At 53.1% G+C, this 16,698-nt stretch carries 10 protein-coding genes; 7 read left to right on the top strand and 3 right to left on the bottom strand.

What is annotated here, in order from left to right; all coding sequences use genetic code 11:
- Nucleotides 1-34: 34 nt before the first annotated feature.
- Complete coding sequence (locus AACY26_RS03890) at nt 35-1,210, bottom strand: acetyl-CoA C-acyltransferase (RefSeq protein ID WP_339511158.1); 1,176 nt, start codon at nt 1,208-1,210, stop codon at nt 35-37.
- A gap of 193 nt (nt 1,211-1,403) precedes the next feature.
- Between AACY26_RS03890 and AACY26_RS03885 the strand changes: the two genes are divergently transcribed.
- The 4 genes from AACY26_RS03885 to AACY26_RS03870 all read left to right on the top strand — a co-directional run bounded on the left by AACY26_RS03885 (nt 1,404) and on the right by AACY26_RS03870 (nt 9,683).
- Nucleotides 1,404-3,086, top strand: coding sequence for a fatty acid--CoA ligase (locus AACY26_RS03885; protein ID WP_339511156.1), 1,683 nt, complete (start codon nt 1,404-1,406; stop codon nt 3,084-3,086).
- A gap of 230 nt (nt 3,087-3,316) precedes the next feature.
- Entirely contained in the window at nt 3,317-5,248 is a 1,932-nt protein-coding gene (locus tag AACY26_RS03880) for a DUF1302 domain-containing protein (protein ID WP_339511154.1), read from the top strand.
- Nucleotides 5,249-5,280: 32 nt separating this feature from the next.
- Nucleotides 5,281-6,654 (top strand): DUF1329 domain-containing protein, encoded by a 1,374-nt coding sequence (locus AACY26_RS03875; RefSeq protein WP_339511152.1) that lies wholly within the window; start codon nt 5,281-5,283, stop codon nt 6,652-6,654.
- A gap of 281 nt (nt 6,655-6,935) precedes the next feature.
- Nucleotides 6,936-9,683, top strand: a complete 2,748-nt coding sequence (locus AACY26_RS03870) for a LuxR C-terminal-related transcriptional regulator (protein ID WP_339511150.1) — start codon at nt 6,936-6,938, stop codon at nt 9,681-9,683.
- Between the two features lie 40 nt (nt 9,684-9,723).
- On the opposite strand, the gene AACY26_RS03865 is transcribed toward AACY26_RS03870, so the two are convergent.
- Entirely contained in the window at nt 9,724-10,596 is an 873-nt protein-coding gene (locus AACY26_RS03865; protein WP_445261277.1) for a hypothetical protein, read from the bottom strand.
- 328 nt (nt 10,597-10,924) lie between these two features.
- On the opposite strand from AACY26_RS03865, the gene AACY26_RS03860 reads away from it, so the two are divergent.
- Complete coding sequence (locus AACY26_RS03860) at nt 10,925-11,878, top strand: alpha/beta fold hydrolase (protein ID WP_339511148.1); 954 nt, start codon at nt 10,925-10,927, stop codon at nt 11,876-11,878.
- Nucleotides 11,879-11,971: 93 nt separating this feature from the next.
- On the opposite strand, the gene AACY26_RS03855 is transcribed toward AACY26_RS03860, so the two are convergent.
- Nucleotides 11,972-12,811, bottom strand: coding sequence for a metal-dependent hydrolase (locus tag AACY26_RS03855; RefSeq protein WP_339511146.1), 840 nt, complete (start codon nt 12,809-12,811; stop codon nt 11,972-11,974).
- Nucleotides 12,812-13,014: 203 nt separating this feature from the next.
- Here AACY26_RS03855 and AACY26_RS03850 point away from each other — a divergent pair, with 203 nt between their 5' ends.
- Nucleotides 13,015-14,013: an AraC family transcriptional regulator gene (locus AACY26_RS03850; RefSeq protein ID WP_339511144.1), complete on the top strand. Its 999-nt coding sequence runs from the start codon at nt 13,015-13,017 to the stop codon at nt 14,011-14,013.
- A gap of 356 nt (nt 14,014-14,369) precedes the next feature.
- On the top strand, nt 14,370-16,673 hold the full coding sequence (locus AACY26_RS03845; protein WP_339511142.1) for an Orn/Lys/Arg decarboxylase N-terminal domain-containing protein: 2,304 nt from the start codon (nt 14,370-14,372) through the stop codon (nt 16,671-16,673).
- The last annotated feature ends 25 nt before the right edge of the window (nt 16,674-16,698 follow it).

Below are 16,698 nucleotides of genomic sequence, written 5' to 3'. Positions count from 1 at the left end.
ATAAAGCCGGGCGTTGGTTTTTGCGAGACGGTAATTAGAGCAGTTCTACCGCAATAGCCGTGGCCTCGCCGCCACCAATACACAGCGCCGCAACGCCACGCTTGCCGCCAGTGTTCTTCAGCGCGTTGATCAGTGTCAGGATAATCCGCGAACCGGTAGAACCCACGGGGTGGCCCTGGGCGCAAGCGCCGCCATAGATATTGACCTTGGCGTGGTCAAGGTTGTGTTCGCGCATCGCCAGCATGGTGACCATGGCAAAGGCTTCGTTGATCTCGAACAGATCAACCTGATCCTTGCTCCAGCCGGTTTTATTGAACAGGTTGGTCATTGCACCGACCGGCGCCAGCGTGAACTCGCTTGGAGCTTGGCTTTGGGTGGCATGGCCAACGATTTTTGCCAGCGGCTTGAGGCCACGCTTGGCTGCTTCTTCCGCCGTCATCATGACCAGTGCGGAGGCGCCGTCTGAGATGGAGCTGGCATTGGCAGCGGTGATGGTGCCGTCTTTTTTGAAAGCTGGACGCAGGCCGGGGATTTTATCCAGATTGGCGTTATGCGGCTGCTCATCATCTTTTACCACGACGTCGCCTTTGCGGCTGCTGACGGTCACCGGGACTATCTCTGCATCAAGGGAACCGTTATTGATGGCCGCTTGCGCACGTTTAAGCGACTCAATGGCGTAGGCATCCATTTCCTCGCGGCTAATCCCATGGGCGTCGGCGGTTTCCTGGGCAAAGGAGCCCATCAGGCGACCCGTGGTTGCATCTTCCAAGCCATCAAGAAACATATGGTCCTTGATTTCCCCGTGCCCCATGCGCAAGCCGTTGCGAGCTTTTTCAATGACATAGGGGGCGTTGGACATGCTCTCCATCCCGCCCGCGATCATGACTTTATTAGTGCCCGCTTTCAGCAAGTCATGGGCGAGCATCACAGCTTTCATGCCCGAACCACAGAGCTTGTTGATCGTGGTGCAGCCGGTTGCGCTAGGCAGGCCAGCGTTCAACGAGGCCTGGCGGGCAGGGCCTTGCTTAAGGCCTGCAGGGAGTACACAGCCCATGATCACTTCTTCCACATCGGCTGGGGCAATGCCCGCTCGGTTGACCGCTTCACGAATAACGGTGGCGCCAAGCTCGACCGCACTAATGCTCGCCAGGCTGCCCTGAAAGCCGCCCATTGGGGTGCGAGCGCCGCTCACGATAACGATGTCAGGCATGGTGGTTACCTCTAAAGTAAGAACTGCAAGCTATTTTGGTGACTAATAGTGACCGGTTTATGGAGGGATTGTATCTGGTGACCAATATCGACCAAAGAGTCACGTCGCAAATCATTCTTTTGGCTGATTTGCTGCCTGCTGCAGGTATCTAGAGTCGTATCAACTTTAACGACCGACTGTAGACAGGTGCCAAATGTTGCAAACCCGGATAATTCCACCCGCAGCTAATGCTCATCAATCGCCGTTATTGATCAAGCGCTTACTGCTTTCAGGCGGTCGCTATGAAAAGACCCGAGAAATTGTTTATCGCGATCAGGTTCGTTACGACTACAAGACTCTTAATGAGCGCATTGCACGCTTAGCCAATGTTCTGAGCGAGGCCGGGGTCAAGGCCGGTGATACGGTCGCGGTGATGGATTGGGACAGCCATCGCTATCTGGAATGCATGTTTGCGGTGCCGATGATTGGTGCCGTGCTGCATACCATTAATATCCGCCTGTCTGCCGAGCAAATCCTCTACACCATGAACCACGCCGAGGATAAGTTTGTTCTGGTCAATACCGAGTTCGTCGAGCTTTATAACGGCTTGGCGAGTCAGCTCACTACAGTTGAAAAGACGCTGTTACTGACCGATACCGAGACTAAAACCTCCAACCTCCCTGATTGTGTTGGTGAATACGAGCAATTACTCGCCAGCGCCAGCGCCCATTATGATTTTGCTGACTTCGATGAAAACTCGGTGGCGACCACTTTCTACACGACCGGCACCACGGGTAATCCAAAAGGGGTGTACTTCACCCATCGTCAACTGGTGCTGCACACGTTGGCATTGGGCACCACGGTTGGCTCTCTCGATAGCATCCGCCTGCTCGGCAACAGTGATGTGTACATGCCTATCACGCCGATGTTTCACGTACACGCATGGGGTATTCCCTATGTGGCGACCATGCTTGGGATCAAGCAGGTTTACCCAGGCCGTTACGAGCCTGAATTGCTGTGCAAATTGATTCGTGAGGAGAAGGTAACCTTCTCGCACTGCGTACCGACCATTTTACAAATGCTGCTCAACAGTCCGGGCGCCAAGGACCATGACTTTGGTGGGTTGAAAATGATCATTGGCGGCAGTTCGCTCAATCGGGCTGTCTATGATGCTGCCAAAGCGAAGGGTATCCAATTGACTGCCGCCTATGGCATGTCGGAAACCTGTCCGTTGATTTCCTGTGGCTACCTCAATGCCGAGCTGCAAGCGGGCAGCGAAGATGAGCGCATCACCTACCGTATCAAGGCCGGCGTTCCAGTGCCGATGGTGGAAGCGGTCATCATGAACGGCGAGGGCAAAATTCTTCCATCTGATGGCGAAACCCAAGGCGAACTGGTGTTGCGCTCGCCTTGGCTGACCCAAGGTTACTTCCGTGAGCCGGAGAAGGGTGAGGAGTTGTGGGAGCACGGCTGGATGCACACCGGGGACGTTGCCACTATTGACGGCATGGGGGTTATTGATATCCGTGACCGAATCAAGGATGTGATTAAAACCGGTGGCGAATGGTTGTCGTCATTGGCGCTTGAAGACCTTATCAGCCGCTGCAGCGCCGTGCGTGAGGTGGCAGTCGTGGGCGTGGCTGATCCGCAGTGGGGAGAGCGACCCTTCGCATTACTGGTGTTGCATGAAGGCCAGCAGTTGGATGCCAAGGGACTCAAGGAACATCTCAAACCTTTCGTTGAGCAAGGCCACATAAATAAGTGGGCAATCCCAACGCAAATTGCGCTTGTTACTGAAATTCCCAAGACCAGTGTCGGTAAGTTGGATAAGAAACGAATTCGCGTGGATATCGCCCAATGGCAGGAGGCGGGAAGCGAGTTTTTGTCGACGCTTTAGCCCACGTCAGTCGAAGGATTGAGTGTGACTGATCAGTCAAACAAGCGTTTGGCTTGCTAATTGCTGTTTTATAGCCATTCTTGCTCTGACGGTAGATTGTCATAGACACTGAAACCGTTGAGCCAGAGTGGTTGGTGATCAACAAATCACACTTTCGAGGGATCTATTCGTATTACCCGCTGGATATAGTCGAGCCATATATAAAAATAAAACACCAGGGAGTTGTGTCGATGACAATAAAAATAAGTCCACAGTGGCGTTTGGCGAAATTGCCTTTGGCAGTCGGCCTCGCTTCTACTCTTGCAACACCTGCATTTGGTGTGACCTTCAACATCGGTGAAATTGAGGGTCAGTTCGACTCATCACTTTCTGTGGGTGCCAGTTGGTCTACCGAAAGCCCTGACAAAGACCTGATCGGCGTTAACAACGGCGGACGTGGTCTCTCGCAAACCTCTGACGATTCGCGCCTTAACTTCAAGAGTGGCGAAACATTCTCGAAGATCTTCAAAGGTATTCACGACCTTGAGTTGAAGTATGGCGATACCGGCGTGTTTGTTCGCGGCAAGTATTGGTATGACTTCGAACTGAAGGATGAAGACCGTCCATTCAAAGATATCGATGACCACAACCGTAAAACTGCGGCGCAGGCATCGGGCGCTGAAATCCTTGATGCCTTCGTTTATCACAACTACGCAATCGGCAATCAGCCAGGTACCGTGCGTTTGGGTAAGCAGGTGGTCAGCTGGGGTGAAAGTACCTTCATCCAGAACTCGATCAACTCGATCAACCCTGTTGACGTCTCCGCCTTCCGTCGTCCTGGCGCAGAAATCAAGGAAGGCCTGATTCCCGTTAACATGTTCTACGTCTCTCAAAGCCTAACTGACAGCCTCTCGATGGAGGCGTTCTATCAGTTGGAGTGGGACCAGACTGTTGTCGATAATTGCGGCACCTTCTTTTCTCAGCCTGACGTAGTTGCCGATGGCTGCGACCAGAACCTGGCAGTACTGTCCAATGATCCCGCCGCGGTCAACCTGATTAACAGCATCCTTGGTGGCGCTGGCTTGGGTGTAACGCCATCGCCTTGGGATGAAGGTCTGGTGGTGAAACGTGCAGGTGACCGTGACGCCAGAGACAGCGGTCAGTATGGCGTTGCGTTCCGTTACTTCGCCGACCAGCTTGATACCGAGTTTGGCGCTTACTTCATGAACTACCACAGCCGCCTGCCGATTTTCAGCGGCCAGGGCGCTTCAGTTGACGCCACCAATACCATTAATTCGGTGGCAACTGCTGCGGCTGGCCTGGTTGGGCCTTCAACCGCTGCACGTTTAGCCGCAGCCGCAACCGCGGGTAACGGCAGCTACTACATCGAATACCCAGAAGACATTCGCTTATATGGTTTGAGCTTTTCGACCACCTTGCCTACAGGTACTGCGTGGAGCGGTGAGTTGAGCTATCGGCCGAATGCGCCCGTTCAGCTCAATACCACCGATATCCTCTATGCTGGCTTGAACCCGATCAGCATTGGCGGCAATGCGGTATACGACAACGCTTCGTTGCTGGATGGCCAGGCAGGCCAGGACTTGCCAGGTTACCGCCGTAAAGAAATCACCCAATTGCAAACCACGTTCACTCACTTTATCGATCAGGTGATGGGCGCTAGCCGACTCACCCTGGTAGGTGAAATTGGCTGGACCCACGTTGGCGGTCTTGAAAGCACCAGCGACGTCCGTTACGGCCGTGACCCTATCTTCGGTCCAGGCGCTCTGCCAGGCCAGATTGGTGGTGCTCCGTCTTGTGAGGCATTGAACGCAGGCACCTTGGGCAGCCCGACTGCCAAAAACGTCAGCCGTCATTGCAACAACGATGGTTTTACCACTGCTGATTCCTGGGGCTATCGCGCTCGGGCAATCTGGGAGTACCCGGATGCTTTGGCGGGGGTCAACCTCAAGCCAAGCGTTTCCTGGTCGCACGACGTTGACGGTTATTCTCCAGGGCCTGGGGCCAACTTCGAAGAGGGCCGTAAAGGTCTAAGCCTGGGACTAGATGCCGAGTACCAGAACACCTATACCGCTAGCCTGTCGTATACCAACTTCTTTGGTGGTGACTACAGCACTCAGTCGGATCGCGACTTTGCTGCGCTTAGTTTCGGTATGAACTTCTAAGGCATCCAGATTTAAAGGAAGAGACTGTATTTATGAAAACAACAAGAAGTCTGCTCAAATCGAGTGCAATGCTTTTTGCCTTGAGTTTACTTTCCACCAGCGTACTGGCTGCTGTTTCTGCTGAGGAAGCCGCCAAGTTGGGAGCTAGCTTGACTCCAATAGGTGCTGAAAAGGCTGGTAACGCAGCTGGTACCATTCCTGCTTGGACTGGCGGCTTGCCAACCAACGCAGGTACGGTTGACGCGGGCGGGTTCCTGTCCAACCCGTTCGCCAGCGAAAAGCCGTTGTTCACCATCACTGCCGAAAACATGGATCAGTACAAAGCCAATCTGACCCCAGGTCAGATTGCGATGTTCAAGCGTTATCCAACCACCTACAAGATGCCGGTCTACACCACGCATCGTTCGGCAACTGTGCCCGCCAAGATTATCGAGGCGACCAAGAAAAATGCGCTCAACACCAAGTTGATTGAGGGCGGTAACGGCATGGAGAACTTCGACACTGCCAACCCGTTCCCAATCCCGAAAGATGGTCTGGAAGTTATCTGGAACCACATCACCCGCTATCGCGGCGGCAGCATCAAGCGGGTTGTGGCGCAAGCTACGCCGCAACCAAATGGTTCCTACTCACTGGTGTATTTCCAGGATGAGTTCACCTTCCGCAACTCCCTGACTGACTTTGACCCAAGCAAAGAAAGCAACGTGCTGTTTTACTTCAAGCAACGGGTAACAGCGCCGTCGCGTCTGGCTGGTAACGTACTGCTGGTACACGAAACGCTCAACCAGGTGAAGGAGCCACGTTTGGCCTGGCTCTACAACGCCGGCCAGCGTCGTGTGCGTCGTGCGCCTCAGGTCTCGTATGACGGTCCAGGCACCGCAGCCGATGGCCTGCGTACCTCGGACAACTTTGACTTGTATAACGGTGCTCCAGATCGTTATGACTGGAAGCTGGTGGGTAAAGAAGAGAAGTACATCCCTTACAACAGCTATGACCTGGATTCGCCAAAGCTGAAGTATTCGGAAATTCTCAAGCCAGGTCACATCAACCAAGACTTGACCCGCTATGAGCTACACCGCGTATGGCACGTGACTGCAACCTTGAAAAAGGGCGAGCGCCATATCTATGCCAAGCGTGACTTCTTCATTGATGAAGATACCTGGCAAGCGGCTGAAATCGACCATTACGATGGCCGTGGCACCCTGTGGCGTGTAGCTGAAGCGCATTCCCAGTACTACTACAACTATCAGGTGCCTTGGTACACCCTGGAAACCCTGTATGACCTGTTGTCAGGCCGTTACTTGGCTCTGGGTATGAAGAACGAAGAGAAACAAGCTTACGACTTCAACTTCAAGGCCACCGAGAGTGACTTCACTCCAGCGGCACTGCGTCAGGCTGGCGTGCGCTAAGCGTATTCAGCTGTTGTTAAAGAAACCGGCCTAGTGCCGGTTTTTTTATTGCCGTCTCAATGCCGCAAGAGTCAGGGCCTTAATGACAGTGCATTGGCAACCTCAAAAAATGCAACCTGGCGGTATAAATTGCCTGAGCCTTGAGCTGCATGCGTTTTTGCGGTTGTAAGCAATTTCTTATATTTGTGGTAACACCTAAGGGCTTCAAATGGCTTGATCTAAACGTTAGTCTGGGATTAAGTCATGTAGATTGCTCTCCTAACTAATCCAAGAACTGGCAAATGACCGATTTATCCAACCTGCCTGGCTCATCGCGGATCACCGCCCAAGGGGAATTACGTTTCTACAGGCCACCACTGCCTGAAGGGCATATCGCCCGCTCTCGCCTTTGCCAGCGATTACAGCATGGTTTGCAGGGTCGTCTATTGCTGGTCTCGGCGCCTGCCGGTTTTGGGAAAAGCTCTCTGGCCATCGAGTTTTGTGAACAGTTGCCGAGCAACTGGCAAAACCTGTGGCTGGGTTTGAGTGAGCGGGACAGTGACCCTGGCAAGTTTCTTGAGCGACTGCTGTTAGGGCTGCAGCAACATTACCCCAGTGTTGGCGATGAGGCGCTTGGCTTGCTGAAAATGCGCCAGCGTCATCAGCCCTTTGCATTTGAAGAGTGGCTCGATGCATTTCTTGATGACTTGAGCCAAGCGCTGGACCCTCGCCAGCCTTTATTGCTGGTGCTCGATGATTATCATCTTGCCCAGGGGGCCGTTCTTGATCGCTGTCTGCAATTTCTGCTGAATCATCTGCCTAGTGAGATGCTGCTCTTGGTAACGAGTCGCCAGCGTCCGGATTGGCACCTTGCCCGGCTGCGTTTATCCCAGCAGTTACTTGAGCTCAACGAACAGGACTTACGTCTTACGCAAGATGAAATAAGCCAGTTGCTGGGTCGCCAAGGCGCAAGCTTGCCGGCTGAAGCATTAGCCGAGTTATGTATTCGCAGCGAAGGGTGGATTGCGGGCCTGCGCTTATGGCTGCTGGCAGCAACTGATGCAGGTCAGTTAGCCGACCTACAGCATGTCATGGCCGTCCCCCATGGTGCGCAAGGGCTCATACGTGAGTATTTGCTGGAGGAGGTTATTGAGCGTCAACCTGCCGACGTTCAGGCATTCTTGTATGACACTGCAAGCATGGATCGTTTCTGCGCTGAGCTATGCGATGTGATTCGTGATAGCCGTGACAGCGCCAGTATTCTCGATTACTTGCAGACACATCAGGTGTTTCTGGTTCCTCTCGACGAGCAGGGCAAATGGTTTCGTTACCATCACCTGTTTTCCGATTTGCTGCGCGCACGACCTGTGCAAGGCTCGGAAGCAAAGGTTGCACACATGCATTTACGTGCATGCCGTTGGTTTACCTCTCATGGTCTTCTGGATGAGGCAATTGAGCAGGCTCTACAGGCCGGCCAACCCGACGTCGCGGCAAACTTGGTGCAGAGCTTGTCAGAAGAGCAATTACTGGCGGAGCAAAATGTATCGGCATTGCTGCGTTGGAAAATGGACCTGCCCGATCACTTGCTTAGTAGTACCTCCAGGCTGATTCTGCTTTACAGCTGGGCTTTGGCCCTGGCCTGCCAGCTCGATGCCGCTGAGGAACTGGCCGCGCAGCTTAGCCGTTTCCTGCCCGCGCCTTCTGCTCAGCAACAGCAGGAACTGGTGGCGCAATGGTTGGCGATCAGCGGGGTGATTGCCCGGGGGCGTGGTGATAGTCCGCGAGCCATCGAGTTCTGCACTGCGGCACTGGCTGGGTTATCCCATGAGCGCTATGGACCACGACTTACCTGCCTTTCGGTATTGGCGAACCTGGCAATAGTGCAGGGCGACTTATGGCGGGCGCGTGGTCTTAATCGCGACGCGCTAGAACTTGCCCAGCGCATTGGTAATCCACTTTTTGAGGCGCTTGCATACTACGATCGTGCTCGAGTACTGCAAGCCCGCGGTGAAGTCTGCCGGGCCCTGGCTGAGACTCGCCAAGGCCTGGAACTGCTGCGTGATGTTCCAGCACATCGTTTCTATGCGGCCAGGGCAAGGCTTACACTGTATGAAGGAACTCTGCTTTCATTCCGTATGCAGCCACATAAGGCGGCCTCGCACCTACGCGCAGGGATTAAAGAGGCCCGTGCCTGTCGCGATATCAGCGTACTGATAGGCTATTGCGTTCTAGCCAGTCAAGAAGGTCGCGAAGGACGTTTGCCTGAAGCTTTTGCACTGCTCAGTGATGCTGAACGACTCATGCATATCTGGGATGTGCCGCCTGTTTACTATCTGGCCATGATCACTCTGATCAAATGCGAGTTGTGGTTGCGTCAAGGCCAGGTTGACCTTGCCGAGGCATGGCTTGAGCGTCTGGATGAAACATACGGGGCTGGCCAAGCTGCGACAGCGCCTGAATATCACCCACAACTTGCACTGCACATTGATTTTCACCTGGCGGTGCTTGAGCGAATTAAAGGCTGTGCCAGCGAAGCTGAGCGTCGCTTGAAGGCTTTAGTTCAGCGGGCGCAAACAACCGGCGGGCAATTTATTGGCTCATTTGCGCAAGTGCAATTGGCTATGTTGGTGCTCCACGGTGGACGCGAGGCAGAGGCGCAGCAGCATCTCAATAGCGCACTGGATATGGCTGCTGGTGGAGGCTTGCTACAGTTTGATGAACTCTTGGTGCATAAACCTAGGTGGCTGCGCGAGCAACTTGTGGCGCGTGCTACAACCCCGGTCAACGAGGCTTTACTGGCGTTATTGCCTGCTCTGGCCCCTTTGCCTGAAGTACCAAATGATCATGTAAGCCTCACTGAGCCGTTGAGCGGTCGGGAACGGGCAGTACTGGAGTTGATTGCCAAGGGCTGTTCTAACCAGGAGATTAGTGAACGACTATTCATTTCGCTGCATACCGTTAAAACCCACGCCCGGCATATCAACAGCAAGTTAGGTGTTGAGCGGCGTACCCAGGCTGTGGCCCGTGCCAATAGCTTGGGGTTACTCTGAGGTTTGAGTTGGTCTAGTCGGCAGGCAAGCAGGCCGGCATCTAGAAGGGAAGATCAGAGGTAGGCAACTGTAAATTCAATTGCTGTCTGGATTTATGTTCAGCGGGTTTGCGGTTACTGGCTGTGATTTGTTTTTGCATATCATCTTGAAGCGCCACCAACACCGGCTGCAGTGATGCAAAGTTAGAACGCACAGCCGGATAGGTGTGAGATTTTGCAATAAGGCTGATTCTCTGTATCAGTTGCTGGCGGGTATCGTTGGAAAGGTGCACAAACAGACTCGGCAGCTGCTTGCTTAGCTCCGCGCTATACAGAACCAACTCTGCACGAGCGAACTGCTGGGTGAGCCCTAGGTAATCGAGTGCGCTTTTAGTCAGCACCGCAGCGCCAGCCTTGGTTTCGGACAATCCTTTCAGGCGCACGGGGTTACGCTGTTCGCTAGGCGAAAGGGTCATCCAAAACTCTGTTGTTAAGGTAAATAGCACCGCTTGTTGATTCAGCGAGTAGCTCATCAAACCCAGCGCTTCAGCTGCGTAGGGCTGTTTGGATGCCTTAAAGTCAAAGTACAGGCGCATTAATTCTTTGAGTTGAAACAACGCCTCACGGGCCTCGTTCTGGCGCGACTCCAGTGGCCTGTAGATATTCAATTGTGCTTGCAAATTATCAGCGCTCACCATGCGCTGATAGATAGGTCCGGTAAATTCACCACTACGTTTTGGCAGTGCATTGGCCTGGGTTTTATTGACCTGCTGCAGCGCTTCTATCAAACGCTGGTAATCCATGCTGCTCCAAGGGCGCTGTATATCCGGGATCGCTTGGCCCAGATAAAACAGTTGCCTGGCTTCTGCAGCGTTTAGCCATAGCAATAGCAACGCGACCACCAGAAACCTGATTGATCGGTATGGAGTCTTCAGTTTTACCCTGAGTTCTGTGTGAGCGCGCATCAGTTGAGGCTAGCGTGCTGAGACGGCTTGCGTCTGCCGAAGGAAAGTATGGTGTGACTTGGGTGTTGACTGGGCGCCAGTGTTCAGGGGTGTTACCGGCATCGAGTCAAGTAGTAGCACTCAGGGTGGCTCAAGCCGTCACCGCAGCGCTAGCTGTACCTAGGTGAGGTACAGGCCTTTATTTCTATGTGCTGTTATCCCCAAAGGCTTTGTGCGTGCTTGTCCGTGAGCCTGTCTCAGAGCTACCCGGCGGCTGCTTCAGCACCGCATCCAAAAACTATAAAAAAAGGGGCTTTTAATGTCGCTCAGTACCGCGCTGTTTTCGCCTGTGACTAAGTTGTTCACTTCTATGGGGATTGGCGCCTTAGCCTTGCGTGATCTCACATCGATTTATGCAGCGGCTGGCAGTGGCTCAGCCTTTGTCGAACTTGATGGCTTCAATGTGCACTACCGTGACCAGGGTGACCGCAAGCTGCCGGTCATCATTATGCTTCACGGCGTGGTTGCATCGCTGCACACTTGGGATGATTGGTTTACCGAGTTCAACCCGCATTACCGAGTGATTCGTTTTGATCTTCCAGGGTTTGGCTTGACTGGACCTGGCAAGGACGGCGTCTATACGCTTGAGCGCATGCTCAGGGTGTTGGGCTTGTTGATGGATCATCTGCATGTTGATAAAGCCAGTTTCGCAGGTAGTTCTCTGGGCGGTTATTTGGCGTGGAACTTTGCTCTGAACCAGCCCGGTCGTGTTGAAAAACTGGTGTTGATTGATCCTGCTGGCTACGCCATGAAAAAACTTCCATGGATGATCGCCGCCTCCCAGTTGCCGGGCTCTATCCTGTTTATGTCAATCTGGATGCCCAGGGCATTGATCGCCCAGGGTGTAAAAGAGGTTTATGGTGACCATAAAAGAATCAAGGCGAATGTGGTCGAACGTTATTATCGGCTAAGTCGTCGTCCTGGAAATCGTAAGGCGATGATGCAGATTTTCAGGCAACTGGTGTTGACCAATCGTACTCAGTTGCAGCAAACACCTGCTGCGGTTGCCAGGCTCAAGGTGCCGACCTTGCTGTTATGGGGTGAGGTCGACCGCTGGATTTCGCCAGTGCAGGTGCAGTTGTGGGAGCGAGATTTACCGGGTCTCCAAGTGAAAACATATCCGGGTGTGGGGCACTTGCCCATGGAGGAAATTCCTTGGCAAAGCGCAGCCGATGCCTTGCAGTTTTTACAGGCAGGCAATTGCGATGATTAGGTCGAAATTGGCTATCTGCTGTGCGCAATCTCGCCAGTGCAGTGCGCCTGACATCGCATAGCACTGGCGAAGGTGTTCCCATTGTTGCCGCAGCTAGGCTGCGGCTGGTTCCTGTGCTTTATCAAATTCAAGGCGTGTGGCATAAAGCAGTTCAATGTTGTTGTGCTGCCATGGATGAAAATCTTCTTTGAAGAAGTCTTTATAGGTTTTGATCATCGGTCGAAATACACCTTCCTTGCCCCACATCCAGCGCAGCCCGTCACGCCAGACCCGCCAATTCCATAGCAAGCCGTCTTGTTTGAGCATGTGTGCCAGACCAAGAAATGTGTCCTTGATGAAGAAAAATGTGCCTATGCGCATTGCCCGATGAAGGATTTTTCTATTGCCGCCTACCTGGTTGTAAACGTCGAAAGCCACCGCCTTGTGCTCGGTTTCTTCCAGTGCATGCCAGCGCCATAACTGGCGCATCATTGGGTGGGCGCCCTCCATCTGTTTTTCGTTGCGCAAAAGTCCATCCGCCATGATCGCGGTGATGTGCTCCATGGCCGCGGTTGCGGCTAGCTGACGTTTTGCCGAGAAGTTGTTTTGCGTGTAGTGAATACGTTTTTTGGCGCGGTTTTCCATGCGCGTAACGTCATAGCCCAAGTCTCTCAACCGGTCGCTATAGACCAGGTGCTCGCGGCTATGATGACCCTCTTGGCCAATGAAACCACGAATCTGTTCTGACAATTCTGGATCTGTTATTTGCTCGCGAAAGTTGCGAACCGAATCGATAAAAAAGCGTTCGCCGTCAGGAAACAGCACCGACATGGAGTCAAACAGATGGCTCTTGAATGCGTCACCGCTATGCCAGTGGCGAGGCAAAGGATTGGGGAAGTCAAAATCCATATGTCTGGGGCGAATTTTCAATCCCGCAGGCGTAGTGCTAACCATGCTGTCTCCTTATTTTTAGTTCTTCTAGAGCATCACTATGAGTGGCTGGTGACTATTAGAAAAGGTTATCAACTGCCAATATTCAGGTCATATATGGCCATTGCTGGCATGCATGCCTTGGCCAACAATGAGTGCAGTTTGAAAACCTATTTTGGTCTATGGTCATATCTGGCCAAAGACAATAAGAAAGGGATGACCCGACCTTGAATTTCAACGCCGAACTGGTGCCTGTTGCCTATGCAGAGGCACTGCTTGAGTTATTAGATGAACTGGGCGTCAACCGCGAGCAGGTTTGTGCGCATGCCAATGTTCGCCTGCAAGTCTTGGATAACCCAAACGGTCGTTTGTCCCTTGTGGATTTCAACCTGCTTGCGCTCAGTGCATTGCAGCTCTGCAATGAGCCCGCATTGGGATTATTACTTGGCCAACGCTTGAACGTTTCGACGCACGGAATCCTGGGTTACGCCGTGCTTGCCAGTGCCAACCTCGGTAAGGCGATTCAGTTTGCGTTGAAGTACTACCGGGTGCTTGGTATCAGTTTCGAACTTGAACTGATTGAGTTGGTTGACCGGGTTGAACTGCGTGCCAGGGAAAGCATGCCGCTGGGTAACCTCAATCGTTTTGCGGCAGAGGGCTTGCTCGCAAGTTTGTTCACTATTGCCGGTTTTTTAGTCGGTGAGCGACTGCGTAACATTGAAGTGGGTTTCAGCTATAGCGCACCGGGGTATGCGGATCGCTACAAGCAGGTATTTGGTGTGGACGCAAAGTTCGAGCAAGCCTACCACTCGTTAAGCATGCCCAGGACTTATCTGGATAAACCAATGGCCTTGGCTAATCCGGCTACGGTGCAGATGTGTGAGCAGCAGTGTGAAGTGTTGCTTTCCACCCTGGATGTTGAGGAACGGTTGCTGACTCGCGTGCGCCGTTTATTGCTTGCCCGCCCTGGCGATTTTCCGGATCTGGCAAGCGCTGCGAAAACCCTGCACACCAGCACTCGAACTTTGCGTCGGCACCTTTCCAACATGGGCACCAGTTACCAACAAGTACTGGATGACGTGCGTCGCAGCTTGGCGCTTCAGTACCTGACTACCACGCACTTGCCATTGTATGAAATCGCTTATTTGTTGGGTTTCAATGACCCTTCAAATTTTCGCCGAGCCTTCAAGAAATGGACCGGTAAATTGCCCAGTGACTATCGCTGAAAATACTGTCCTTGACGCGTTTTGTGCAGAATGATTTGCTCAAAAGCCATGCGGGGCTGGATAAATATGCGTACCGTTTGTCGGTTTTATTGATGCGCTTGTCCTTCTCAGGCAAATGACTATTTCACCTATCGATGTGGGCCTGTGTGGCGGTATTACTGCAACCCGCGGTAGTGGCTGTTTGCTTGTGCATGTCTAGTTAGTCAATAGCAAATAATAGTTATTCAGCAAGTACTAAAAACTTGTCCTACGCTGGTTTTTCAACTAGTCGAAAGTATTGACCTATATCAAGCGGAGCTGAGCGCTCTGGTGATTAGATCGCTGCCTTCAAACTTGAACAGACAAGGATGGCCAGAATGATTGGAAGAACCAATAAAAAGCTCATGATGCGCGTTCTGGTCGTCGATGACGATTTGGGTAATCCAAACAGTGCCCGCGGTCGGGTATTGGCAGAGCTTGAAGAAGAACTTCGTGGCCGTAATGCCGAATTGGTGTTGGCTACTTCCTATGAAGACGGCTTGGCCTGCGTGACATCTGATGCCGCCTTGCACTGCTTTTGTGTCGACTGGACCCTGGGACAAAACGATACCGCAAGCCACATCCAGGCATTGGAGTTATTGCGCGCTATACGCCAGCGCCACGAGCGCGCTCCGGTCTTCTTGATGGCTGATCGCGATGCCAAGAAAAGTATCACGGTCGAGGCGATGGAGTTGGCCGATGAGTTTGTCTGGATGCTTGAAGACACTGCGCCCTTCATTGCTGGCCGGGTGGTGGCCGCGATCAATCGTTATCTGGAACACCTGCTGCCGCCGTTCACCGACGCATTGTTGCGCTACACGGTCAAGGATGAACACTCTTGGGCAGCACCCGGTCATCAGGGCGGGATTGCCTTTACCAAGTCACCCATTGGCCGGGTGTTTTTCGACTTTTTTGGCGAAAATCTGTTCCGTGCGGACAGTGGTATCGAGCGCGGCAACCTGGGCTCGGTGCTGGATCACAGCGGCCCGGTCGGTGAGTCTGAAGCCTATTGCGCCCGGGTGTTTGGATCCCATGCCAGTTACGCCGTGCTTAACGGTACATCAGGCTCAAACCGCACCATCTTCATGGCGTGCGTGGGTGAAAACCAATATGCGTTGTGCGATCGCAACTGCCACAAATCGATTGAACAAGGCCTGGTTCTGACCGGTGGCTTACCGATCTATATGACACCTACACGTAACCGTTACGGCATCATCGGCCCGTTATTGCCTACGCAATTTGAACCCGAGCGAATCAATGCGGCGATCGCCAGTCACCCTCTGGCTGCGCAAGCCAAAGGCAATAAAGCGGTATATGCGGTAGTCACTAACTGTACTTACGACGGCATGTGCTTGAACGTCGAAAAGGCAGAAGACATGCTGGCGCAGAATGTAGACCGTATTCACTTTGACGAAGCCTGGTACGGGTACGCACGTTTTAACCCCATGTACGAAGGTCGCTTTGCCATGCGTGGTGAGGCTAAGGACCATCAGCCAGATCAGCCAACAGTATTTGCAACCCATTCGACTCACAAGCTGCTTGCGGCACTGTCTCAGTCGTCTTTTATCCATGTCCGCAATGGTCGTAATCCGATTGAGCACAGCCGGTTCAATGAGTCCTTTGTAATCCAGGCTACCACTTCGCCGATGTACGCCTTGTTTGCTTCCAATGAAGTCGGGGCTGCGATGATGGACGGCAATGGCGGTTATTCACTGACCCAGGACACCATTCGCGAAGCGGTTGATTTCAGGCAGGCGCTTGCTCGTACCCACCGTGAATTTGCTGAGCGTGGCGATTGGTTTTTCGAGCCCTGGAATGCCCCGCAGATTAAAGATGCCAAGACCGGCGAACTGGTTGACTTTGCCGATGCTGACGCCGAGCAACTGACCACCGACCCGAGTTGCTGGACATTGGAGCCCGGGGCGCAGTGGCACGGTTTTGAAGGGCTTGAGGAAGGTTGGTGCATGCTCGATCCGATCAAGGTCGGAATCATGGTTCCGGGCATGGGCGCCGACGGCAAGCTGTTGGACGAGGGCATTCCAGCCCCTATTCTGGGAGCCTATTTCTATCGCAAGAACATCGTGCCTTCTCGCATTACTGATTTTATGGTGCTGTGCCTGTTTAGCATCGGTGTGACCAAGGGCAAGTGGGGCACCTTGATCAGCGTATTGCTGGCATTCAAGCGTGATTACGATAACAACCTTCCTTTGGCGCAAGTGTTGCCAGATTTGGTCGCTCAAGCACCTGAGCGTTACAGCGGCATGGGGCTACGTGACCTAAGCCAAGAGATGTTTGAGTTTATGCGCAACAGCCGCATGGATGACTTGCAGGCTTCGGCATTTGGCTCGCTACCCAAGATTGAAACCACGCCCCGCGCTGCGTTTCAGGCATTGCAAGCCGGTGAAGCTGAACTGTTGCCTTTGGCTCAGGCCGCAAACCGGGTGACTGGCGTTGGCATCATGCCTTACCCACCGGGTATTCCAATTGTGATGCCGGGTGAAAACCTTGGGCCGCTCGATGGTCCCTGGATTCGCTATATCCAGGCACTGCAAGATTGGGGGAATCATTTCCCCGGCTTCGAGAAAGAAGTCGAAGGCGCGGTGCATAAGGACGGTGACTACCACTTCTGGTGCCTCAAGTAAGCCTCTAGCAGTCTTTCACACGCCT

It is taken from the genome of Pseudomonas sp. RL_15y_Pfl2_60, from assembly GCF_963970595.1.
GTDB lineage: Bacteria > Pseudomonadota > Gammaproteobacteria > Pseudomonadales > Pseudomonadaceae > Aquipseudomonas.
This window is presented reverse-complemented; position numbering and strand designations above follow the sequence as displayed.

Bases quoted from the DNA above. Each gene is read 5' to 3' on its own strand.
- AACY26_RS03880 (WP_339511154.1), top strand. From the start codon at position 3,317: ATGACAATAAAAATAAGTCCACAGTGGCGTTTGGCGAAATTGCCTTTG.
- AACY26_RS03860 (WP_339511148.1), top strand. From the start codon at position 10,925: ATGTCGCTCAGTACCGCGCTGTTTTCGCCTGTGACTAAGTTGTTCACT.
- AACY26_RS03875 (WP_339511152.1), top strand. From the start codon at position 5,281: ATGAAAACAACAAGAAGTCTGCTCAAATCGAGTGCAATGCTTTTTGCC.
- AACY26_RS03855 (WP_339511146.1), bottom strand. From the start codon at position 12,811: ATGGTTAGCACTACGCCTGCGGGATTGAAAATTCGCCCCAGACATATG.
- AACY26_RS03885 (WP_339511156.1), top strand. From the start codon at position 1,404: ATGTTGCAAACCCGGATAATTCCACCCGCAGCTAATGCTCATCAATCG.
- AACY26_RS03845 (WP_339511142.1), top strand. From the start codon at position 14,370: ATGATTGGAAGAACCAATAAAAAGCTCATGATGCGCGTTCTGGTCGTC.
- AACY26_RS03870 (WP_339511150.1), top strand. From the start codon at position 6,936: ATGACCGATTTATCCAACCTGCCTGGCTCATCGCGGATCACCGCCCAA.
- AACY26_RS03890 (WP_339511158.1), bottom strand. From the start codon at position 1,210: ATGCCTGACATCGTTATCGTGAGCGGCGCTCGCACCCCAATGGGCGGC.